18 protein-coding genes and 2 tRNA genes are annotated in these 21,356 nt (G+C 51.5%); 14 read left to right on the top strand and 6 right to left on the bottom strand.

The annotated features are described in order from the left end of the window. The first annotated feature begins 115 nt into the window (after positions 1-115). The 5 genes from KNP06_RS08120 (at position 116) to KNP06_RS08100 (ending at position 5,768) form a co-directional block, all read left to right on the top strand. Positions 116-1,879, top strand: coding sequence for a sensor histidine kinase (locus KNP06_RS08120; RefSeq protein WP_214711416.1), 1,764 nt, complete (start codon positions 116-118; stop codon positions 1,877-1,879). Further along, positions 1,876-2,814 (top strand): sugar ABC transporter substrate-binding protein, encoded by a 939-nt coding sequence (locus tag KNP06_RS08115; protein WP_034778085.1) that lies wholly within the window; start codon positions 1,876-1,878, stop codon positions 2,812-2,814. Before KNP06_RS08120 ends, KNP06_RS08115 begins: the two co-directional genes overlap by 4 nt. Before the next feature lie 52 nt (positions 2,815-2,866). Next, positions 2,867-4,219 carry a DEAD/DEAH box helicase gene (locus KNP06_RS08110; protein WP_308162295.1) on the top strand — a complete coding sequence of 451 codons (1,353 nt, stop codon included), beginning with the start codon at positions 2,867-2,869 and terminating at the stop codon, positions 4,217-4,219. 81 nt (positions 4,220-4,300) lie between these two features. After that, positions 4,301-5,203 (top strand): deoxyribonuclease IV, encoded by a 903-nt coding sequence (locus KNP06_RS08105; RefSeq protein ID WP_214711418.1) that lies wholly within the window; start codon positions 4,301-4,303, stop codon positions 5,201-5,203. Beyond that, positions 5,163-5,768 carry a hypothetical protein gene (locus KNP06_RS08100; protein WP_251129694.1) on the top strand — a complete coding sequence of 202 codons (606 nt, stop codon included), beginning with the start codon at positions 5,163-5,165 and terminating at the stop codon, positions 5,766-5,768. The genes KNP06_RS08105 and KNP06_RS08100 overlap by 41 nt, the downstream gene beginning before the upstream one ends. 32 nt (positions 5,769-5,800) lie before the next feature. On the opposite strand, the gene KNP06_RS08095 is transcribed toward KNP06_RS08100, so the two are convergent. The 3 genes from KNP06_RS08095 to KNP06_RS08085 form a co-directional block, all read right to left on the bottom strand. Next, entirely contained in the window at positions 5,801-5,971 is a 171-nt protein-coding gene (locus KNP06_RS08095; protein WP_021065708.1) for a DUF1427 family protein, read from the bottom strand. Between the two features lie 92 nt (positions 5,972-6,063). Beyond that, entirely contained in the window at positions 6,064-8,229 is a 2,166-nt protein-coding gene (locus KNP06_RS08090) for an RNA degradosome polyphosphate kinase (protein WP_034778078.1), read from the bottom strand. Then, positions 8,226-9,758 (bottom strand): Ppx/GppA family phosphatase, encoded by a 1,533-nt coding sequence (locus KNP06_RS08085; RefSeq protein ID WP_214711419.1) that lies wholly within the window; start codon positions 9,756-9,758, stop codon positions 8,226-8,228. The genes KNP06_RS08090 and KNP06_RS08085 overlap by 4 nt, the downstream gene beginning before the upstream one ends. Positions 9,759-9,947: 189 nt before the next feature. On the opposite strand from KNP06_RS08085, the gene KNP06_RS08080 reads away from it, so the two are divergent. The 4 genes from KNP06_RS08080 to KNP06_RS08065 are packed head-to-tail and all read left to right on the top strand — an operon-like array spanning position 9,948 to position 13,420. Further along, positions 9,948-10,706, top strand: a complete 759-nt coding sequence (locus tag KNP06_RS08080; protein ID WP_034778073.1) for a metal ABC transporter ATP-binding protein — start codon at positions 9,948-9,950, stop codon at positions 10,704-10,706. Next, a complete protein-coding gene (locus KNP06_RS08075; protein ID WP_214711420.1) occupies positions 10,703-11,566 on the top strand; it encodes a metal ABC transporter permease in 864 nt (287 codons plus the stop codon). The genes KNP06_RS08080 and KNP06_RS08075 overlap by 4 nt, the downstream gene beginning before the upstream one ends. Beyond that, positions 11,553-11,963 carry a Fur family transcriptional regulator gene (locus KNP06_RS08070; protein WP_034778069.1) on the top strand — a complete coding sequence of 137 codons (411 nt, stop codon included), beginning with the start codon at positions 11,553-11,555 and terminating at the stop codon, positions 11,961-11,963. The genes KNP06_RS08075 and KNP06_RS08070 overlap by 14 nt, the downstream gene beginning before the upstream one ends. Positions 11,964-12,022: 59 nt before the next feature. Next, a complete protein-coding gene (locus KNP06_RS08065) occupies positions 12,023-13,420 on the top strand; it encodes an NAD(P)H-hydrate dehydratase (RefSeq protein ID WP_214711421.1) in 1,398 nt (465 codons plus the stop codon). Between the two features lie 36 nt (positions 13,421-13,456). Here KNP06_RS08065 and KNP06_RS08060 read toward each other — a convergent pair whose 3' ends face one another. Both KNP06_RS08060 and ispG read right to left on the bottom strand, forming a co-directional pair. Next, on the bottom strand, positions 13,457-14,038 hold the full coding sequence (locus KNP06_RS08060; protein ID WP_233004382.1) for a hypothetical protein: 582 nt from the start codon (positions 14,036-14,038) through the stop codon (positions 13,457-13,459). A 71-nt stretch (positions 14,039-14,109) separates the two neighbouring features. Continuing rightward, on the bottom strand, positions 14,110-15,231 hold the full coding sequence (gene ispG, locus KNP06_RS08055) for a flavodoxin-dependent (E)-4-hydroxy-3-methylbut-2-enyl-diphosphate synthase (RefSeq protein ID WP_021065716.1): 1,122 nt from the start codon (positions 15,229-15,231) through the stop codon (positions 14,110-14,112). 217 nt (positions 15,232-15,448) lie between these two features. On the opposite strand from ispG, the gene KNP06_RS08050 reads away from it, so the two are divergent. Further along, positions 15,449-17,134, top strand: a complete 1,686-nt coding sequence (locus KNP06_RS08050; protein ID WP_214788445.1) for a methyl-accepting chemotaxis protein — start codon at positions 15,449-15,451, stop codon at positions 17,132-17,134. Between the two features lie 15 nt (positions 17,135-17,149). Here the strand turns inward: KNP06_RS08050 and KNP06_RS08045 are convergent, their stop codons facing one another. Then, positions 17,150-17,626, bottom strand: a complete 477-nt coding sequence (locus tag KNP06_RS08045) for a hypothetical protein (RefSeq protein ID WP_251131565.1) — start codon at positions 17,624-17,626, stop codon at positions 17,150-17,152. 181 nt (positions 17,627-17,807) lie between these two features. On the opposite strand from KNP06_RS08045, the gene KNP06_RS08040 reads away from it, so the two are divergent. The 4 genes from KNP06_RS08040 to KNP06_RS08025 all read left to right on the top strand — a co-directional run bounded on the left by KNP06_RS08040 (position 17,808) and on the right by KNP06_RS08025 (position 21,333). Next, positions 17,808-19,454 (top strand): Na/Pi cotransporter family protein, encoded by a 1,647-nt coding sequence (locus tag KNP06_RS08040; RefSeq protein WP_214788442.1) that lies wholly within the window; start codon positions 17,808-17,810, stop codon positions 19,452-19,454. 129 nt (positions 19,455-19,583) lie between these two features. Beyond that, positions 19,584-19,660: transfer RNA gene (locus tag KNP06_RS08035), tRNA-Met, on the top strand. Between the two features lie 4 nt (positions 19,661-19,664). Further along, positions 19,665-19,738 (top strand) — tRNA-Ile (locus tag KNP06_RS08030). A 125-nt stretch (positions 19,739-19,863) separates the two neighbouring features. Next, a complete protein-coding gene (locus tag KNP06_RS08025) occupies positions 19,864-21,333 on the top strand; it encodes an alpha-amylase (RefSeq protein ID WP_214711425.1) in 1,470 nt (489 codons plus the stop codon). Positions 21,334-21,356: the final 23 nt, after the last annotated feature.

The raw sequence follows: 21,356 nt of genomic DNA, 5'->3' as shown, positions 1-21,356 counted from the left end.
AAGGAACGCTCCTTTCGCGATGCTTTCATACGTATTAGTCTAACATTGTTTCGAAAATACGAAAAGATTTCCGTGTATTCATGCTATAATCTTAAGGTTAGAAAGGAGGGACACCGTGGAACGCCTAAGAACATTGCTTGAAGTTCGAAAATCGTACTTCTTTCAGATTACATTTATTATCTTCATTATACTAGGACTTGTCATCTCTTCATTAGCCTTCTCTGCCGACCGCGTGACGGTGTCCCGCGCGGAAGAACTGGCGAAAGAACAATTCGACTACGCGATTGACGGGAGTATCGAAAACCTGGAGACGCGACTCGGTAAACTATACGAAGACTTGGTCTATCTCGGTGCTTACGTCGGGAATGAGACGTATATCGAAGAGCGGATCCGCACCGGTTATTTGAATCAGCGGACGAGCTTCACCTCGATTTTTTATTACGATTTAGAAGGCGATGCGTTCACGTGGTACTCGCAACGCCAAGTACCGGCGCTGACGCTCAAGAGTGATCCGAAATTTAAAGAGGTGCTCACCGGCGGCAAGAATGACTTGTTTATGAGTGACCCGATTTCGATTTCGGGTGACGTTGGGACATATTTATACGTACCGGTGCTTGAAGACAACCGGATGATCGGGATGTTCGGCGGTAGTATCAGCGTGCTCAATTCAGATTTATATCGTCGGATGCTCGAATCGGCAAATGATGACATGATTCTCTACTTGTTGAATGAACGGGGCGAAGTATTGTCGACCTCGTTCAATCTCGTCACGGACGCAGAACGGCGTTTGTCCCGGTCCATCATCGAAGCGACGGACGCCTACGACGTCCGTTCGGTGTTCAGCACGAAAGACGATGTCCTCATGTTTGAGCCCGATGCGCGTGTCAACGGATGGAGCGTCCTCGCAAAGCATAGTACCGATTCGGTCTACGAAGCGGTGTACGCGACGCGTTGGCAATACTTGATGATTACGCTCGTGACATTCTTCTTGAGTATCATGGTCGGTCTACTGTTGTCGAAGACGTTGACAAGTCCGCTGCTTGAACTTGTGCAAAACATCAAGAAACAACAGTCGCTCGAACCGATCCAACTCGAACGGACCGGCTCCAAAGAAGTCGAGACGCTGCTCGATACGTACAACGATTATTCCCGCCGCATGGAGACGGCCCGACGCGAACAGCTCAGTCAACAGCAACTATTGTTGCAACAAGAGAAGCTCGCCTCGCTCGGACAGCTCGCGGCAGGGATTGCCCACGAGATTCGCAATCCGCTCACGCCGGTCCAAATCACGTTGCAGATGGTGAAAGAAGGGCACAGTAGCAGCGACATGCTCGATCTCGCGCTTTCAGAACTTGATCGGGCCAACCATTTGATCACGACGATGCTCACGCTCGCGAAGCCCGACCAGGCGAAGCTACAAGAAGAGTGGCTCGACATGACCGAGTTTGCGAAACGCCTCGAATTCTTGCTCGACGCCGAATGCTATAAGCGGGTCACGAACTGGGAGTTGAACGTCCCGAACGATATGCCGCCGTTTTACTGCTCGAACGACATGCTCGTCCAAATCATCTATAACTTGTTCAAAAACGCGGTCGAGGCCGTCGATACGAAAGGTGCCGACGGCGTCGTGACGGTCACGATTCAATTCACGGAACGGGACTACCGCTTCTTGATCGAAGACAATGGGATCGGGATGACCGAATCTCAAGTCAAGTCGGTCGGGTCCGCGTTTTATACAACGAAAGAGAACGGCAACGGCTTAGGGCTCTACATGATTCGGGAATACTTGAAAGCCGTGAACGGTCACATGGAAATTGAAAGTGTTGAAGGAGAAGGTACGGCCATGATGATTAAAATCCCAAGGCGGTCGCACCCATGACGAAAGGGTTCAAACATTACTGGCTTTGGCTGCCGATCGTCTGGGCGCTATCGATTCTATTGATTACGTCAATCCAATTACCGGAACGGGCGCGAGAAAATAATGAAGTCGGTTTCGTATTCGTCAGTGAAAAGCATGAGCATGCCAATAAACTGTTGGCCGCGTTCGTCCGGACGGCGAATCAAAAAGGTTTTATCCCTGTCCCGACGACGAGTGAGGATTCACGTGTCCTGGAGAAAGAAAAATTGGACGCGCTGATCGACCGCGGGGTCGAAGCGATTTTCGTGACGACGCTCGATGAAGCATTCATCCGGCCATCGCTCGAACGGGCCGAACGGGAGGGTATTCCGATTATCGCCATCGATCGGATGATCGACCATGACAGCGTCTTGACGTCGGTCATGTCCGATAACGTCGAGATCGGCCGGATGGCAGCGAACCATATCGCCGCCCAACACGCTGGGCTCGACCGTCCGATTCGTGTCGTCGAAGTGAGAGGGACCGCCAAAGTCCGTTCGACGATCGATCGGAGCCTCGGGTTGACGGAATATGACAAAGCCAACGACAACCTGCAAGTCGTCGCCTCGATCACGGGTAATTACGACACGTTCCAAGCCGAGATCGAGATGTCTCGGTGGCTCGATGCCGGTATTCCGTTCGATGCCGTCTTTTCTCACAATGATGACAATACGTTCGGTGTCGTCCGGGCCCTCGAAAGTCATGGCCTCAGTGACAAAACGCTCGTATCGGTCGACGGTGTGACCGGCATTTATCCGCTGATTCATAGCGGGAAAGTCGATGCGACCGTCGTCCAATCACCGAACGAAATGATCGAGGTCGGATTCAAGGCGCTCGAACATCATTTGAACGGCAAGAAAATTGCGTCACACTACTATTCGTCGAGCTATTTGTACGAAGGGCTCGCAAAAGATTAATTGACAAATGATTAGATTCCGCTATGCTAGGAAAAGTGGAAAGAAACAGGAGGTGTATCGATTGAACAGCTTCCAACAGTTCAAATTGTTACCGTTTATCGTCGATGCCTTGACAGAAAAGCGCATCACAGTACCGACGGACATTCAAGCCCGGATTATTCCGGCTGCGATGAATGGCCGCGATATCATTGGGAAATCACAAACCGGGACGGGGAAGACGCTTGCGTTCCTCTTACCTATTTTAGAAGCAATCGATCCGAAAGAAGAATCGGTCCAAGCCATCATCGTCGCACCGACGCGCGAACTCGCATGGCAGATTCACGAAGAGTTGAAAACGCTCCTCGTCAAACAGCCGGACTACATTAAAACAAGTCTGATTGTCGGAGGAACTGACCGGGAACGACAAATCGACAAGATGAAAAACCCACCACAACTGATCATCGGGACACCAGGTCGTCTACTCGACTTGTTGAAAGTCCAAGCGTTATTCCCGCACAAAGTCACGCATTTCGTCGTCGATGAAGCCGACCAAATGCTCGACATGGGCTTCTTGCCTGAAGTCGACCGCATCGCGCAGTCGTTGCCAGAGAAACTTCAAACGATGGTCTTCTCAGCGACGATTCCTGAGAAGCTACAACCGTTCTTGAAGAAATATTTGCATGACCCGCGTTACGCGGAAGCGAGTGAAGAGCACCGCGTCGTTCCGAAAATCAAGCATCACGTCATCCCGGTCCGTCACCGGGACCGCAAGGCATTGACGGTCGACATCGCAAAAGCAATCAACCCGTTCGTCTGTCTCGTGTTCACGAACACGAAACAAGATGCGGATGAGTTGGAGACGTCGTTCCGCGAGGCGGGACTCAACGTCGGCACGCTTCATGGGGACATGCAAGCCCGTCGCCGGAAGCAAGCGATCAAAGACATCAACGACGCGAAATATCAGTTCGTGATTGCTACCGACTTGGCGGCGCGGGGCATCGATATTAAAGGTGTGTCGCACATCATCAACTTCGGCATTCCGAAAGACCTCGACTTCTATACGCACCGTGTTGGCCGGACGGGCCGCGCTGGTGAGACTGGCGAAGCGTACACGCTGTATGAAGATCACGAGAACGGTCCAATCAATCGACTCGAAGAGCGTGGATTCACGTTCAAGCACGTCGATTTGAAGAACGGATCGCTTCAAGAGATCAAGACACGCAAACGCCGCACGACCGACCGGAAGATGAAAGTCTCGCAAACGGCGCACAGCCGGATGGCGGGTGAAATCAAGAAGGCGAAGAAAAAGGTCAAACCTGGTTACAAGAAGAAGTTCAAGTATAAATTGAAAGAGACGGCCTCACGTGAGCATATGCAGAGCCAACGTAAGGAACGTCGCGAAGTTCGTAAAAAGAACCGACGCTAAGCAAAAGAAGAATCGACTTCGTGGAGTCGATTCTTCTTTTTGTGTACACTAAGGACAGATGAGAATGAAGGAGAAATGACTATGTTAAAAATTGGTTCCCACGTTTCTGTATCCGGTAAGAAAATGTTGCTCGCTGGCAGTGAAGAAGCCGTCTCATACGGCGCTAACACGATGATGGTATATACGGGTGCGCCCCAAAACACACGGCGCAAGCCAATCGAGGATTTGAATATCGAGGCGGCGCTCGCCCATATGGCGGCGCACGACATCAACGAGATCGTCGTCCATGCCCCGTATATCATCAACTTGGGCAACACGACGAAACCGGAGACGTTCGAACTCGCCGTCTCGTTTTTGGCCGCCGAAATCAAACGGGCCGAAGCGCTCCAAGTCGCACGTCACGTCGTCCTTCACCCGGGCGCGCATGTCGGTGCAGGGGAAAACGTCGGCTTGGCCCGCATCATCGAAGGCTTGAACGAGGTGCTCACCGGTGACGAGACCGTGAAAATCGCACTTGAGACGATGGCCGGAAAAGGCAGCGAACTCGGCAAGACGTTCGAAGAACTGGCAACGATCATCGACGGGGTGACGCACAACGACCGGCTCTCGGTCTGTTTCGACACATGTCACGTTCATGACGCGGGTTATGACCTCGTCGGCGATTTGGACGGTGTCATTGAACAGTTCGACCAAATCGTCGGACTGGACCGTCTCGGCGTCATCCACGTCAACGATTCGAAGAACGTGCGCGGCGCGAAAAAAGACCGTCACGAGAATATCGGCTATGGCGAAATCGGCTTCGACACGTTGAACCGGATCATCCACCACGAGGCGTTCACCCACTTGCCAAAAATTTTGGAGACGCCGTATATCCCGATCAGTGAGAAAACGAAAGTGGCACCATACAAACAAGAGATCGAGATGTTCCGGGCGAACCGATTCGATGCCGAATGGCGCGAACAGTTCACGCTCGCGCACCAATAAGATGAACATCATCCGAATCGATCCGAACGAGTATGATGTCTGGTCCGCGCTCCCGATCTACTTTCAGGAAGCGAGCCCGTTCTATGTGGAAGGCCGGATCGAAGAGGGGACAGCTTGGATTGAGATTCTCGGATACGGTATCGTGGCTGAAGTCGAAGTCATGCTCGTCGAGATGACCAAGCGCCCGGCCGACCGCTATTGGCGGACGGAGGCGGGACCAGAGACGAAGGCGTATAGCCTCGTCGACGTGGTCGGTCTTGATTTCCATCATCCGTTGCTTCAATCAGGTATGTACGAGGAAGACACGGACGCTGTCATCCGCACCAAATGGGAGCAAGGGTACCGCGTCCCGTCTGCCAAGTGGACCCGGGAGACGTTCACTGCTCACTTGACCGAAGAGCAGGCAGTGTCACAGCTCGCCCCGACAGCCAGCTGTGAAGCGTGCGGGGATGACATGAACCGTTTCGGGCCGACCGGGATTCGTTTGATGGAGTACCATCTCGAAGCAGGGAGCGGCACGTGGCTCTGCCCGACGTGTCACAAAGCGAGACATTATGATCTATAAAAAAACGAAGCCCGCGGGCTTCGTTTTTTGAATTAAAAGGGCCAGTTCGCGAGTGCGAATTGATATACTTTCATCCCAAGAAACACACCGAAGATGCCGATGACGCCCGGTAAGACCGGCGGGGCAGGGAGCGGCAACTTCAAGGCCGTGAAAATCATGCCACAAATGAGACCAGCGAGCAATGACAATAGGATTTCTTGCATGAATGATTCCTCCATAATCGAAATGAAAACGCTTAACTAACAGGTAACCGAGTTCATTATACAATGTTCATTCTCGTTTGAGAAGTCTAACATCAGTCATCTGTCATTTTCTCGTTTTCGGCTCGCAAGCGGAGGACTTCCCGTTCGGCCCAGTTCGACGGTTCGCGCTCAAACACGCTCGGAATGTTGTTCCAACGTCCGCCCGTGTATTGATGGATGATGATTTGTGATTGGATGCGCTCTTGTCCGGCCTCTTGTTTCAAATAGACGTAACTGCCGTCAGCACGCTGGATTCTCGCTTTCACGTTATCGACGAGTTGCAGCGCGAGCATATCTTTGATGTATGACTTGTGTCCCGCGTCAAGAATCGGGAAGAGGATCTCGATCCGTTTGCGCATGTTGCGCGTCATCCAGTCGGCTGATGAGCAATACAAGTCTTCTTTCCCGTTTTGATAGAAGTAGAAGATGCGCGAGTGCTCCAAATACCGGTCGATGATGGACACGACGCGGATATTATCCGAGATGCCTTTGATCCCGGGACGTAAACAACAGATGCCACGGATGATCAAATCGATTTTGACCCCGGCCTGTGAGGCATCATACAGTTTTGTGATGATCGGCTTGTCGGTGATCGAGTTCATCTTGGCGACGATGCGACCGTTCCCGTATTTCTCATGCAGTTTAATCTCTTCGTCAATCTTTTGAAGGAAGAAGTCGTGCATGTCGTCCGGTGACGTCTCGAACTTGTGCCATGACGGGCGTTCGCCGTAACCGGAGAGCCAGTTGAAGAAGTTGGTCGCATCTTCGGCGAGTTCTTCATTTGTCGTCAACAAACCGATGTCTGTGTACAGTTTGGCGGTCGAGTCGTTATAGTTGCCGGTACCGAGATGAACGAACCGCTGCAGCACCCCGCCTTCTAAGATGCGGACGACGAGCGTGATCTTCGAGTGTGTCTTCAACTCTTTATAGCCATAAATGACGTGGGCGCCGGCCTTCTCGAGCTGTTTCGCCCATTGGATGTTCTTCTCCTCGTCGAACCGGGCCTTCAATTCGACAAGAACGGTCACTTGTTTCCCGCTCTCGGCGGCGTCGGTCAACGCTTTGATAATCGGTGAGTCACCAGAGACACGATAGAGCGTCTGCTTGATGGCGAGCACGTTCGGGTCTTTGGCGGCTTGGGCGATGAAGCGGACGATCGGGTCGAACGAATGGTACGGGTGGTGGAGCAAATAGTCGCGTTTGAGTAACGCTTGGAACAAGTCTTTCCCCGGCTCGAGTCCTTCTGGGACGAACGGGATGAGCGTCTCATTGATCATGTCATCGTATTCGATACCAATCTTGTTATACACCCCAAACAGGAACGTCAAATCGATTGGGCCGTCGACGAGGAAGATGTCGCGGTCATGCAAGTCGAGCACGTCTTGAAGCATGAACAATAGCTCTTTACTGAGCGACCGTTGCTGAACCTCAAGGCGTATCGCGACACCATAACGCCGTTTCTTCAACTCTTTTTCAATCTGTTTAAGGACGTCGCGGCTTCCTTCCTCATGGAACGGCATATCCGCGTTCCGTGTGATCCGGAACGGCATAGTCGACTCGACTTCAAAACCTTTGAACAGCGAGTCGATGAACTGGATGATGACGTCCTCGAGCAACATCAAATCGGTATGGTCCTCGTCCTCTGTCGGCAATTCGAGATAACGCGGCAACACGGCAGGTACCTGGACGAGGGCGAGCCGTTTTTTGCCTTCATCGGTCGAGGCGATCTCGACGGCGATATTGAGTGATTTGGACAACAGCATCGGGAACGGTCGATAAGCGTCGACGGCAATCGGCGTCAACACCGGGAAGACGTGGGTCCGGAAGTATAACTTGACGAAGTCGAGCTGTTCTTTGTTCAAATGTTTCGGCCGTAGGAAGCGGACGTTCTCCGAGGCGAGCTGTTTGACGATTTTCTTATATGTCGCGTACTGGACCTCCACGAGTTCCTGAGCTTTGATGGAGATGGCTTTGATTTGCTGTTTCGGTGTCAACCCGGCCTTGTCTTCCGGACGGTTGAAGCCGGCGAGCACTTCATCTTTCAATCCGCCGAAACGGACCATGTAAAACTCGTCGAGGTTCGAACTGAAGATGCCGAGAAACTTCAACCGTTCCATGAGCGGGTTGCGTTCGTCCATCGCTTCTTGGAGGACGCGTTCGTTGAAGCTCAGCCAACTGAGCTCGCGGTTATTGAAATGTTCGGGTAAGTAGATGGTCATGAATCTCTCTCCTCTACACGTAACTCGATGGTTTGGTCGATGGCACGTTCCAAATGTTTTTTATGACGGATGCCGCGCTGGACTTCAAAACGCGGCGAGCTGTGCGTATGAAGCGTGAAGACGAGTCCCTCGTCCGTCGAAGAGACGTCGATGTCCTCGACGACTTGACGTTCGGTCAAATCGAGCGCATCGACGAGTTTGACGATCGAGCCGAGCAGCTCTAAGCTCTTCAACATCTTCGAGTCGAACCATTCCGGGAAGCCCTCGATGTGTTGTTCGAGCAGGCGGCGCGATTTATATGACGTCACCAAGGCGAGTGCGAGCCGGTCCTCATGGTTCATCCCTTTAAAGTCGTTCGTCGTGATCAAGTGGAACGTGTGGTCACTCTTGTTGTTATGGTCGATATATTCCCCGAAATAAGCGAGCCGGCACGCCCCTTCTAAAAGACCGGGTTCGAACGGTTTCGGCTTAATCGTCTTCGTCTCAATCAAGCCGGTGTAAATTTGGCGGGCGAGATGAATCAAGTGTTGATGACGAACCGGGTCGACGGCATACTGCTTCTCGAAATGACGGAAACTTTCTTCTTTGACGTCACCGAAACGGACCAGATTGTTTTCCTTTAAGTAGTACTCATAGAACAAGCCCTCGCGTAGTCCGTTGTTGCTCATCATGAACTCGGGCACTTTCAAATATTTCGCCAGTTCATCGATGGCGGTCACAGCCGGGGCGATGATATCGATTCGGTCTTTCGACAACCCGTCAAGCCGGCCCAACTGTTTACTCGACATATCGATGAGCTCATCGACGACTTCATGCAAGCGGTCGGCTCCGATCGTGTATTGATGGATGCCTTCGAGCGGGAACAACGATAGCGACTGTTCGACCCGGACGAGGTTTCGAGCCGTGCCTCCGACACCGACGAGCGGTATACCGTGCGGCTCGAGCCAGTCGATCTCTTTGAACGACTTTTTCAAGAACGTCGTCAATTGTTTACGCTCGTCTTTCGTGAGCGTGTCACCCTTCATGAAGTCCTCGGTCAATGTGACGGCTCCGAACGGGAAGCTGTGATAGAAGACGAGTTCACGATCTTTGAAGTACGTCACTTCCATTGAACCACCACCGATATCGACTGAATAGCCGTCCTCGATATACGTCGAGTTGATGATGGCCGAGTAGCCGTAAAACGCCTCCTCATAGTCGCTCAACAACCGAATCTCCATGCCGGTCGCTTGCCGGACTTCTTCTAAGATGGCCTCGGAATTGCTGGCGTTGCGGATGGCGGCCGTCGCGACGGGCAACACTTCTTTCACTTCGTGATGCTTGTTCAAGCGATTAAAGTGATTCAGCGTCTCGATGAGCGCCTCGATGCCAGACTTGGACAGTTCATTGTCATCGGTGATATGGCTCGACAGCCGTGCCACTTCTTTCACGTTCAACCGTTCAAAATACTGACCGTGGCCGTTCACTTCAAAAATGACGTTACGAATCGAGTTGGACCCGATATCGATGACTGCTAGTTTTTTCTCCACGGAAAAACCCCCTCTGCGTTATCTCTAGTGTACAACGAAGATCATAAAATTACATACGGATTTCAGTTCGTGCGCCGCCAATCAGCTCGCATTGCCTCTATACTTGAAGCATAGACTGATATTCTGTATAATACAGACGCCAAGCAAGTAGAAATGATTACGATTTATAACACGAGAGAAGGGTAGCTTATGACGACATCCGTCGTAAAATTAAATCATGTTTCCTATCACTACGATGGGACCGCCGCGCTACAGGACGTGTCCATCGATATTAAACAAGGCGACTTCGTTGCTGTCGTCGGGGAGAACGGATCCGGGAAATCGACATTGATTCGAACGATTCTCGGACTGTTATCCCCACAAACCGGGACAGTGGAACTGTTTGGACGCCCTCAAGGCCAGTTCAAAGACAAGTCCCGTATCAGTTACGTTTCCCAAAAAGCGGCATCGTTTAACTCGGGTTTTCCGGTGACGGTCGAGGAAGTCGTTGCCATGGGCCGCTATGGACGGCTCGGTTTGTTCAAGCGTTTGAACATCGAGGATAAGGCGGCCATTCAAAACGCCCTTGAGACAGTCAACATGTGGCAGTTCCGACATCGGAAAATCGGCAGCCTGTCCGGCGGCCAGCAACAGCGCGTCTTTATCGCTCGAGCAATCGTCAACCAACCGGACCTGCTGATCTTGGATGAGCCGACGGTCGGCGTCGACCAGAAGCATTTGCGCGACTTCTACGAAGTGCTTCATCTGTTGCGTGAACATACGACATGTACGTTCATTCTGGTCACCCATGACTTGAACGTCGTCACCGACCTCGTCACGAAAGTCGTCCATCTCGACCATGGACGGATGGCGTGCAACTGTGGATTGAAAGAATATAGTGAACTCGGCGAATTGACCGCGATCAAGCCATATCCGGTCAAAGTGCTCGTCCATGAAGGTACGTCATGATTGCGGATCTGTTTACGTACAGCTTTTTACGTTATGCGTTCATCGCAGCCGTCGTCATCGGGTTCACCGCACCGCTCATCGGCTCATTTGTCGTCGTCAGACGGATGAGCCTGATTGCCGACGCGCTATCCCACATGACGCTTGCCGGAATATCGTTCAGTCTATTTCTCGGACAGTACGTTTTACTGTTCAACGAGTTGAATCCGCTTTACCTCGGGACGCTCGTATCCGTCCTCGCAGCACTCGGGCTGAACTGGCTTCGCGGGAAATATGTGCACTTCCAAGAGTTGTCGATTCCCATCATGATGTCGGCAGGGATGGGGCTCAGTGCCATCTTCATCTCGCTATCGCGTGGATTTTCAATCGATTTATCGACGCTGTTGTTCGGATCGATTTCTGCGGTCAGTCTGTCGGATATTTGGTTGATTTTGGCGGTGGCCGGTATCACCTTGCTCGTCATCGTCATGTTTTATAAACAGCTGTTGTTCTTGTCGTTCGATGAGGAACAAGCCAAAGTGTCCGGTTTGCCGAGCACGATGTTGCATGTGTTGTTCATGTTCGTCGTCGCACTCGTCATCGCCGTCAGCATGCGCATCGTCGGTACGCTTCTCGTATCGAGTCTCATTACGCTGCCGGTCGCGGCTGCACTCCGGTTCACAAACAGCTTTAAACAGACGATTCTTTGGTCGATCGTCTTCGGTGAGGTTGCGACAATCGGTGGGCTCGTGCTCGCCTATGAACTTGATGTCGCCCCAGGCGGTGTCATCGTTTTGCTCGCCGTCTTGATTTTGGCCGTCGTCATGTTGGCCGAGCGATTCGGGATCGCCCGGAAAAAGGAGGTTCGCTATGAAAGAAACTGAACAGTTGGCCCGCTTGCAGTCCTCGTCGCTCAAAGTGACGCCGAAACGGATCGAGATGTTTGCCTTTCTCGCAGCGGAAGAACGCTATGTCAGTGCGAAAGACGTCCTCGATTATATGCGCTCAAAGCATCCGACGATGAGTTTTGACACGGTGTACCGCAACTTGAAATCGTTCGCCGAAGAAGGTCTGCTCGAGGCGACCGAGTTGAACGGGGAAAAAGCGTTCCGTGTCACCTGCGGATCGAATCATCACCATCACCATCTCATTTGTCGAGGTTGTGGTAAGACGAAGTTGCTCGAACTCTGTCCGATGCGCTACGTCGAGACGCTCGACCCTGATTTTGAAGTCGTCGATCATAAATTCGAGATTTATGGGTATTGTAAACAATGTAAGTGACCAAAAAGGGATTGTTCATGCAATCCCTTTTTTGTCGAATCACGAGAGGGGGAGTCGGAATGATTTACACGGCAGCTGAAATCAAGCAGGCCGATGAGACGGCGCTCCGACATGGCATGCCGGCTGACGTCTTGATGGAACGGGCGGCCTCGGCCTTGGCGGCACGTCTTACCTTCAAGTCGAGAACGTCCGTCCTCGTCGTCTGTGGAGCGGGCAACAATGGGGGAGACGGTTGGGTCGTGGCGCGCGAATTGGCGCAACGAGGTCATGCCGTCACTGTCTATGCCCCGTTCGGTGAACCGAAATCGACAGAAGGCAGCAGGCATGCACAGTACGCGCGACAGTTTGTCACGGTCAGCGATGAGCCGCAAGACGCCGATCACGTCATCGATGCATTGTTCGGAGTCGGTTTCCATGGTCCGGTCACGGGTAAGGCCCGTGACGTGATCACATGGATACGCAAGCAACAAGCACCCGTCGTGGCAATCGATGTCCCGTCCGGAGTCCCGAGTGACGACGCAATCAACTTTGACGGTCACGCCGTTGAGGCGGAGATGACGTTTTCGCTCCACGGCTATAAGCGAAGCGCGTTTTTAAAACGGACCGCGCCGTATTACGGCAAGGTCGAGGTCGTTGAGATCGGACTGCCGCATACGTCAAGATGGCGCGTGCTGACCGGATTAGACTTTGACCGCAACCTACTCGAACGGGATTCCTATAGTCATAAAAATACGTATGGCCACGGTCGCTTGATTGGCGGAAGTCGTCATTTGATCGGCGCCCCGTTCTTGGCGGCACGGTCGGCGCTCCGGACGGGAGTCGGTCTGCTCGATTTGGCCATCCCGCATGAGGCGCTCGCGCTCGCCTCGAGTTTGCCGGAGGCAATGTATTACGACATCGACGAGTTGCCGGACAAGGACTACGCTGCCACGGCGATCGGTCCTGGCCTCATCGATGACGAGCGTCTCGAGCGATTGTGGCCACTCATCAGCAATGTGAGCGCGCCGCTCATCGTCGATGCCGGAGCGCTGACGAAAGAGCGTCTCGAGGCATCTGGCCCGCTCACGCTGACTCCGCATCCGGGTGAACTGGCGCGCTTGATCGATAAATCAGTCGACGAGATCGAAGCGAATCGATTTCAGGTTGCCTCAGAATTTGCGATGACGCACGGGATCCATCTCATCTTGAAAGGGACGTTTACCCTCATCGTCAATCCGGATGGTACCGGGGCGGTCAATACAGTCGAGGCTTCAGCGCTCGCGAAAGGTGGTAGTGGGGACGTGTTGACGGGGATGTTGCTCGCGTTATGGGCGAGAACGGACCGCTTACAAACCGACAAGTCCCCGAATGAGCAAGCGGTTCTCTGGCATGCGCTCGCGGCGAGAAAGGCGAGCGAACAGGTTCATCCGGCGAGCGTGCTCGCGACCGATGTCATCGAAGCGATCGGACGCATCTAAAAAAGAGGAACCCACTCGGGATTCCTCTTTTTTAGTTTAGATGGTGATCGAATTCGTCGTCTCGATGTGACGCACGATGTGTTGGGCCTCGCTCCACGTGGAGATCCGTTTCACGCCGGTCGGCAACGGCTTACGATTATACGGGGCGTCGAACAACAGCACCGGAATCGACGTCTGTTCATGGATGGAGATCGCGTTCTCATAGCGGTCTTCCATAAACAAGTCGAGGTCGAGCTGTTTGACGACACCGACCTTGTCATGACTCCCCGTCATGATGAGGGAGTCGAGTGGGAGTTCATGCTGTCGAATCCACTCCTCGGTGACGGCGCGCACGGCCTCGCTCCGAGCCGTGACGTAATGGAGGCGGTGCGACTTGCGCATATTCCATAAGACGGCGTTCACTTCGGAATGCGGAAGTGAGCGACGATAAATCGCTTCCTCATGACCTTGTTCAATCATGAAGCGCCAAAACGCTTCTTGTGTCATATCTGTATAAGTATGCAGCTCGTATTCGGTCGCCTGATGATAATCGATGGCGTATCCGAGCGCATCGTTCATATAATGAAAACAACTTTGCGGATCCGTGACGGTTCCGTCGAGGTCAATTCCAATGTGCATATTCGTCCCTCCTTGCTCATAACCCTTATTGTACCAAAAGCCCGCTCGGTTGCAACCGAGCGGGCAAAGGATTAGTTAGATTGGTTGGCGAGCTCTTGCTCTTCGAGTTCACGTGCGGCCAATTTTTCAGCGACGATGGCGTCGATTTCTTTTTTCAATTCTTCGACCATCGTGGCTTCGGGTACTTTCCGGATGATTTTCCCGTGACGGAAGAGAAGGCCTTCGTTGCGGGCGCCGGCGATCCCGATATCAGCTTCACGGGCTTCCCCTGGTCCGTTTACTGCACAGCCGAGAACGGCAACTTTAATGTTGACGTTGATGTTTTGGATATACTCCTCGACTTCTTTGGCGATCGAAATCAAGTCGATCTCAATGCGTCCACATGTTGGGCATGAGATGAGTGTCGCTGCGTTAGCCGCGAGACCGAACGATTTGAGCACTTCTTTGGCGACTTTGATTTCTTCGACCGGGTCGTCAGATAGTGAGACACGGACCGTCGAACCGATACCGAGCGAAAGAATTGCCCCGAGGCCGGCAGCAGACTTGAGTGATCCTGAGAAGAGCGGGCCTGATTCCGTGATTCCGACGTGGAGCGGGTAATCGAACGTCTTGGCTGCGAGCGTATATGCTTCGAGGGCGAGGTTTACGTCAGATGCTTTGAGCGAGATGATCGTGTTATAGAAACCGAGATCTTCCAAAATCTTGACGTGGTGCATGGCACTCTCGACCATTCCTTGAGCCGTCGGATAACCGTACTTTTCAAGGAACTGCTTTTCGAGTGAGCCGGCGTTGACACCGATTCGAATCGGGATACCTTTTGCTTTAGCAGCGTTGACGACCGCTTCGACTTTCTCGCGGCGGCCGATGTTACCCGGGTTGATGCGGATTTTATCGACACCGCTCTCGATGGCTTTGAGCGCCAATTTGTAGTCAAAGTGAATATCGACGACGAGCGGGATGTTGATGCGGCTCTTGATTTCAGCGAGGGCGTCAGCCGCACGCTCGTCAGGACAAGCGACGCGTACGACTTGGCAACCCGCTTCTTCGAGACGTAAAATCTCAGCGACGGTTGCTTCGACGTCATGAGTTTTTGTTGTCGTCATCGACTGGATGACGACTTCATTGGATCCACCGATGATGAGGTTGCCGACACGGATCGGACGGGTTAATGAACGATGCAAAATTTCTGACATATACGTAATCTCCTTCTTTTGGAAAGGTTCCAATCGATTTAAGATGAGTGGTTTCCTTATTATCATAACGAAATGTTTGTGAAAAAGCACCCGGCAAGCGCTTGATCGGTGTGCTCTTACAAAACGCTAACGTTATCTTAACAGATGCTTCATAATTTTCCACCGTCTCAGGACCGATATATTCAAAGAAATGACGTCTGAAAAGGTGGAATGTATGATGTTGGAACGATTGAAACGAATATGGAGTAGGAAGCAACAGGCGGAGAAGACGGTGAGCCATCGCTTGCTATGGACGTTGATGCCGGTCATGCTCGTCCTGTTTTTAACCGTGTTCGGCTGGTTCGCCTTGAAAGCGGAGCAGTTGTTGACGAGCGAGGTTGAGAAACGGCTACATCGTGAAGCGACCGTCGTCCGCGAAACGGTCAAGGCGACGTATGGGGCGTACGTCGCGAATGAGAAAGTGCTGAACCGGGCGTTGAAGTCGATGTATATGCAACAAGCTTCCATTTTATCGGCGGATGGTTTAGAAGCGAGTCAATATTTATTGCGCGACACACAAGTCGAGCAATTGAGCGGTCGACAAGTGGAGGATCGGTTTATGAACCGTATGGATGACATCATGGCGAACGATGTGAGTGTTAGCGAACAAAAAGACGTGTTTATCGTTACGGCACCGATTCCCGAGTTGAAAGCCCATTATGCGATTGTCGTCATGAAGCAGTCGGTGCTCGGCACGATGTGGAATTTAAGAGAACTTGTTTTCGTCGCAATCACGGTCATGCTCGTTATGATGATTGGCTTATTCTCGTTCATGATTCGGCGTGAAATCAAGCCGTTGACGGCATTTGCGGTCCGGCTTCGCGAATCAGTCGCCACGCGTTCGTTCTCAGAGGTTGAACTTCACGCAAAATCGTTTGAAATGCGAAGTTTGGAACGAGAGTACAACACGTTTATCGGACTATGGAAACGTTCGTTGTTGACGATGCTCGAGACGTCGACCGCTTTTGAATCGAGTCTACCGGTCTTTATGCGACAACTTGAAGCGAATCAACAACAAGTGACGGGGTTCAAGCAAGTTGCTGCGACCGTCGCGTCGACGAGTCAATCTTATCAGTCGTTCACGAACGAATCGACGCATCGTTTTACAGATTTGGCGGGACATGTCCGTTCGCTCGAACAAGAGATTGGTTCAATTGATCAGCGAGCCGAGACGTTGAAACAGACGATCACGACTGAGATTGAATCATTCTCGACCGTCAAAGGAGCCAGTGAACGATTCGCAAAGAAAGCGAGTGCGGTTCAGAACCGGTTGCTAGAAAGTGAAGCGACGTCTGAACAGGCGGATGACGCACTTCAGAAGATTTTGTCTGTCGCGGCTGCGACGAAGATGTTGGCACTCAATGCCTCGATTGAAGCGGCACGGGCTGGAGAACACGGCAAAGGATTTTCCGTCGTCGCCCATGAGGTCGGCCAGTTGGCGAAAGTAACGAACGAATCGACACTGTCAGCCGTGGCTGCCATTGAAGCCATTCGATTGGAGCGGGCCGAGATCTTCAATGAGATGAAACGCTTCGAAGAAGATATCCTTTATTTAGGCGAGACGTTGAGCCGGGTTGAAGGCGGGATTGAAACAATTGACCAGGAAATGAGAAGACAAATGACGCAGTTCCAATCCATCACCGAGCAAACAACTGCCACCGGACATCAATTACTACATATGGCGGAAGCAAATGAGCAATTAAAAGAAGTCGGCGTGGCGCTCGAACGCAAATTAGACGAATTATATGAAGGAGTCGAGGGTTGGTCGGACGTACAACAGACGTTACAAGGCGCAGGGGTCGACTTAGGCAAACAAAGTCAACGGCTTCAAACCGTATTATCTGATTTGGCACCGACGTTATAACGATAGAAAGCCGGTTCAACGCAAACGTGCGTTGTCCGGCTTGTTTGATGACTTCGATTTGACGGGGATATGACGCAACGGAACAATCAAATAGACGAGGGATAAGAGAACTCCGAGCCAAGTCAATGGAGGCGCGACATGGTACAAGATAACCAGGAGGAGGACTGGAAGCATCGTCATCGCGACTGCGTACGGCCAAGCCTGGCGATAGGGCCACGTTTTCTTCGTGCGCCATTTCGTGGCGAGTTGGACGAGAAGGGCACTGAGCGCGACGAACCCCATATAGAAGAAGAAGATGGCGAAGCCATGTAAAAATATCCACATCGGCCAAAAGAAATCGGGCTGTAATACGATGTAATCGAGCAACGTGATCACAACCGTCAAGACGAGACTCGCCAACATATAGGCGTGGAGTGGGGCGAGGCGCAACCGTAACGCCTGCTTGGACGGGAAGAGGCAGTGGCGTAGAAACTGGGCCGTCGTTTGGAACATAAAATCAAACTCCTATCTGTTATAGTACAAATCTAGTAAAACACACGTAAATCATACAGTGGTTTAATAAAACCTTAACATTAAACCTGTTTACATCGAATGGGGGATGCGGGCATAATGAGTAGGGCAATAAAAACCAAGCAAACACAACTAATTCACAATCAAAAGGAGTACAAAAATCGTGGAATACAATTTGCAAGAAATGTTATTCATGTTTTTTGGAGGATTAGGGATTTTCCTCTTCGGTATCAAATCGATGGGAGACGGCCTTCAAAAGTCAGCAGGTAACCGCCTGCGCGACATCCTTGATAAGTATACATCGAATCCGTTCCTTGGAGTACTAGCCGGGATCATTGTAACGGTCTTGATTCAATCATCGTCAGGTACAACGGTCATCACGGTCGGTCTCGTCAGCGCCGGCTTCATGACGCTCCGTCAAGCAATCGGTGTCATCATGGGGGCGAACATCGGGACGACAGTAACCGCGTTTATCATTGGTTTCGATGTCGGCGCCTACGCGTTGCCGATTATCGCTATCGGTGCGGTTCTCCTTTTCTTCTTCAAAAAAGAGAAGTTGCAACATTTAGGTCAAATTTTCTTCGGTTTCGGGATGCTGTTCTACGGTCTTGAACTCATGGGAAGCGGAATGAAGCCGCTTCGCTCGAGCGAATACTTCATCGATTTGACGCAATCGATGAGTGACAACCCGTTCCTCGGCGTCGTCGTCGGTACGGTCTTCACGGTCATCGTTCAATCGTCATCAGCAACGATCGGGATTTTGCAAGAGTTGTATGCCGGTGGCTCGATTCAACTCGACGCCGCACTCCCGGTCTTATTCGGGGATAACATCGGGACGACGATCACGGCAATTCTTGCTTCGATTGGTGCTTCGGTCGCGGCCCGTCGTGCAGCCGCTGCCCACGTTATCTTTAACTTGATCGGAACAACAATCTTCATGATCTTGTTGATTCCGTTCACGCAATATATTTACTGGATCACAGATCTCTTAGCAATCGAAGACAAGATGCAAATTGCCTTCGCTCACGGGACGTTCAACGTCGTCAACACGTTCATCCAGTTCTGGTTCATCGGAACGATTGCATGGATCGTGACGAAAATGGTTCCTGGTGAAGATTCAATCGTCGATACAAAAGCACAGCATTTGGATCCAATTTTCATCCAACAGTCGCCATCGATTGCTGTCGAGCAAGCTAAATATGAAGTCATCCGCATGGGCGATTTCGCGAAACTTGGTCTCGATGAAGCACGCAAATATATGGCAACTGGTGATAAGAAACATGCTGAGAAGTCGGCGCACATCGAAGACGCGCTCAACTCACTCAACTCAAAAATCACGGATTACCTCGTGAAGCTTGCCGCTGTCGATTTGACAGAACAAGAATCACAAGAACACAAGACACTCATGCATGCGATCAATGATATTGAACGAATCGGTGATCACGTCGAGAACATCATCGAGTTGATCGACTATAAGACGGCAACGCGCGTCAATCTCTCGGCCGACGCTCAAAAAGAGTTGACGGAGATGTACGATTTGACTCGTTCCACGCTTGAGAAGTCGCTTCAAACGCTTGCGAGCGGCGACATGGTCGAAGCCCGTCAAGTCATCGAGATGGAAGCGAAACTCGACATGCTTGAACGTCAATTCCGTAAAAATCACGTCGTCCGCTTGAACACAGGCGAGTGCGACGGTCAAGCCGGGATGTTCTTCGTCGATATGCTCTCGAACTTGGAGCGCATCGGTGACCACGCGATGAACATCACAGAAATCACGCTTGAAGATGCTGCCAATGAAGTAACGGTCTAACACATGATTGGTTCCTCTCGCTCATCTGAACGAGAGGGACTTTTTGGTTAGATGTGACTTTTTGGTTAGATGTGACTTTTGATTGACAGTGGGGACTTCATTCAGTATATTATTACTGTATAACAACGTGGCGGTGTAGCTCAGCTGGCTAGAGCGTACGGTTCATACCCGTGAGGTCGTGGGTTCGACTCCCTCCGCCGCTACCAATTAGGACCCTTAGCTCAGCTGGTTAGAGCAGACGGCTCATAACCGTCCGGTCGTAGGTTCAAGTCCTACAGGGTCCATTTGTGAACAGCTTTCAGATGAAAGCTGTTTTTTTGTTTTCATTTTTAGTTTTCAAATCCGAAGTCCTGGGTAAATATCCGTTAGCATTTTGTTTTTTGAAAAATATGAAATGAGGCGAAGCGAGATGGAACGAAATCATACGATGATGCAATTTTTTGAATGGCACGTCCCGGCTGACCAGAAGCATTGGAAGCGATTGAAAGAACGGGCTTCCGAGTTGAATGAAGCTGGAATCACCGCATTATGGTTGCCCCCGGTCACGAAAGGCCAGAGCGACGAGGATACGGGATATGGCGTGTACGATTTGTATGATTTAGGAGAGTTTGACCAAAAAGGAACCGTCGCGACTAAATATGGGACGAAACAAGAACTGCTCGAGGCGACAAAACACGCGCAAGAGCTCGGCATGCAGATTTATATGGATGTCGTCTTGAACCATAAAGCCGGTGCCGATGCGACCGAGAAGTTCGATGTGCTCGAGGTCGACCCGGAGGACCGTACGAACGTACTTTCAGAAGAGCCGTTCGAGATCGAAGGATGGACGAAATTCGATTTTGAAGGCCGCAAAGATAAATACTCTTCATTTAAATGGAACTTCCATCATTTCAACGGGACGGATTATGACGCTGCGAACGACAAGAGCGGCATCTTCTTCATCATGGGTGAGAATAAGAAGTGGAACGATAACGTCGACGACGAGTTCGGCGTCTATGACTATTTGATGTTCGCCAATATTGACTATCATCACCCAGAAGTGAAGGAAGAGGTACTCAGCTGGGGCAAATGGTTTATCGAAGAGACGAAGTGTGACGGGTTCAGACTCGACGCGATTAAACACATCAACTATGATTTCGTCAAAGAGTTCAGTCAGACGATGAAAGCTGAAAAAGGTGAGAACTTCTATTTGGTCGGTGAGTTTTGGAAGTCAGAGCTCGAGGCATGCCGTGAGTTCCTCGACAACATTGACTATCATGTCGACTTGTTCGACGTGCCGCTCCATTACAACTTGCAACGCGCCTCGACCGAAGGAGAATCGTTCGATATGCGGACCATCTTTGACGATACGCTCGTCCAGTCCCACCCGCTCCATTCGGTGACGTTCGTCGACAACCACGATTCACAGCCAGAAGAGGCGCTCGAGTCATGGGTCGAAGATTGGTTCAAACAGATTGCTTACGGGTTGATCTTGCTTCGCCAAGACGGTTATCCGTGTGTGTTCTACGGTGACTATTACGGGATCAACGGTCCGCATCCGGCCGAAGGGAAAAAACCGGCGATTGATCCGCTTCTTTATGCCCGTCGTGAAAAGGCATACGGCCAGCAAGATGACTACTTCGATGACGAGCACGTCATCGGCTGGGTCCGTCACGGCAGTGAAGAGATCGAGCGCTCAGGATGTGCTGTTGTGATTTCGAACAGCGAAGCAGCTGAGAAGCAGATGTTCGTCGGCGAACAACGAGCCGGTGAGAAATGGGTCGATTTGACGCAGACCGTCGATGAGGTCGTCGAGATTGACAAAGACGGAAAAGGGGTATTTAAAGTGGCGGCAGGGTCGATTTCCGTATGGGCGTTGCCGGAACAAGACGTCGAGTGAGGCATTACAATTGAGTCAGCCGT

Source organism: Exiguobacterium sp. s21 (assembly GCF_018617975.1).
GTDB classification, from domain to species: domain Bacteria; phylum Bacillota; class Bacilli; order Exiguobacteriales; family Exiguobacteriaceae; genus Exiguobacterium; species Exiguobacterium mexicanum_A.
The sequence above is the reverse complement of the archived record's forward strand: the minus strand, read 5'-3'. Positions and strand labels throughout refer to the sequence as shown.

What these genes read in the sequence shown, in the direction of transcription:
- KNP06_RS08070 (WP_034778069.1), top strand. Translation starts at nt 11,553, where the DNA reads ATGAAAGAAACTGAACAGTTGGCCCGCTTGCAGTCCTCGTCGCTCAAA.
- ispG (WP_021065716.1), bottom strand. Translation starts at nt 15,231, where the DNA reads ATGTCAGAAATTTTGCATCGTTCATTAACCCGTCCGATCCGTGTCGGC.
- KNP06_RS08100 (WP_251129694.1), top strand. Translation starts at nt 5,163, where the DNA reads ATGCCGAATGGCGCGAACAGTTCACGCTCGCGCACCAATAAGATGAAC.
- KNP06_RS08075 (WP_214711420.1), top strand. Translation starts at nt 10,703, where the DNA reads ATGATTGCGGATCTGTTTACGTACAGCTTTTTACGTTATGCGTTCATC.
- KNP06_RS08060 (WP_233004382.1), bottom strand. Translation starts at nt 14,038, where the DNA reads ATGCACATTGGAATTGACCTCGACGGAACCGTCACGGATCCGCAAAGT.
- KNP06_RS08050 (WP_214788445.1), top strand. Translation starts at nt 15,449, where the DNA reads ATGTTGGAACGATTGAAACGAATATGGAGTAGGAAGCAACAGGCGGAG.
- KNP06_RS08080 (WP_034778073.1), top strand. Translation starts at nt 9,948, where the DNA reads ATGACGACATCCGTCGTAAAATTAAATCATGTTTCCTATCACTACGAT.
- KNP06_RS08025 (WP_214711425.1), top strand. Translation starts at nt 19,864, where the DNA reads ATGGAACGAAATCATACGATGATGCAATTTTTTGAATGGCACGTCCCG.
- KNP06_RS08090 (WP_034778078.1), bottom strand. Translation starts at nt 8,229, where the DNA reads ATGACCATCTACTTACCCGAACATTTCAATAACCGCGAGCTCAGTTGG.
- KNP06_RS08115 (WP_034778085.1), top strand. Translation starts at nt 1,876, where the DNA reads ATGACGAAAGGGTTCAAACATTACTGGCTTTGGCTGCCGATCGTCTGG.
- KNP06_RS08045 (WP_251131565.1), bottom strand. Translation starts at nt 17,626, where the DNA reads ATGTTCCAAACGACGGCCCAGTTTCTACGCCACTGCCTCTTCCCGTCC.
- KNP06_RS08105 (WP_214711418.1), top strand. Translation starts at nt 4,301, where the DNA reads ATGTTAAAAATTGGTTCCCACGTTTCTGTATCCGGTAAGAAAATGTTG.
- KNP06_RS08095 (WP_021065708.1), bottom strand. Translation starts at nt 5,971, where the DNA reads ATGCAAGAAATCCTATTGTCATTGCTCGCTGGTCTCATTTGTGGCATG.
- KNP06_RS08065 (WP_214711421.1), top strand. Translation starts at nt 12,023, where the DNA reads ATGATTTACACGGCAGCTGAAATCAAGCAGGCCGATGAGACGGCGCTC.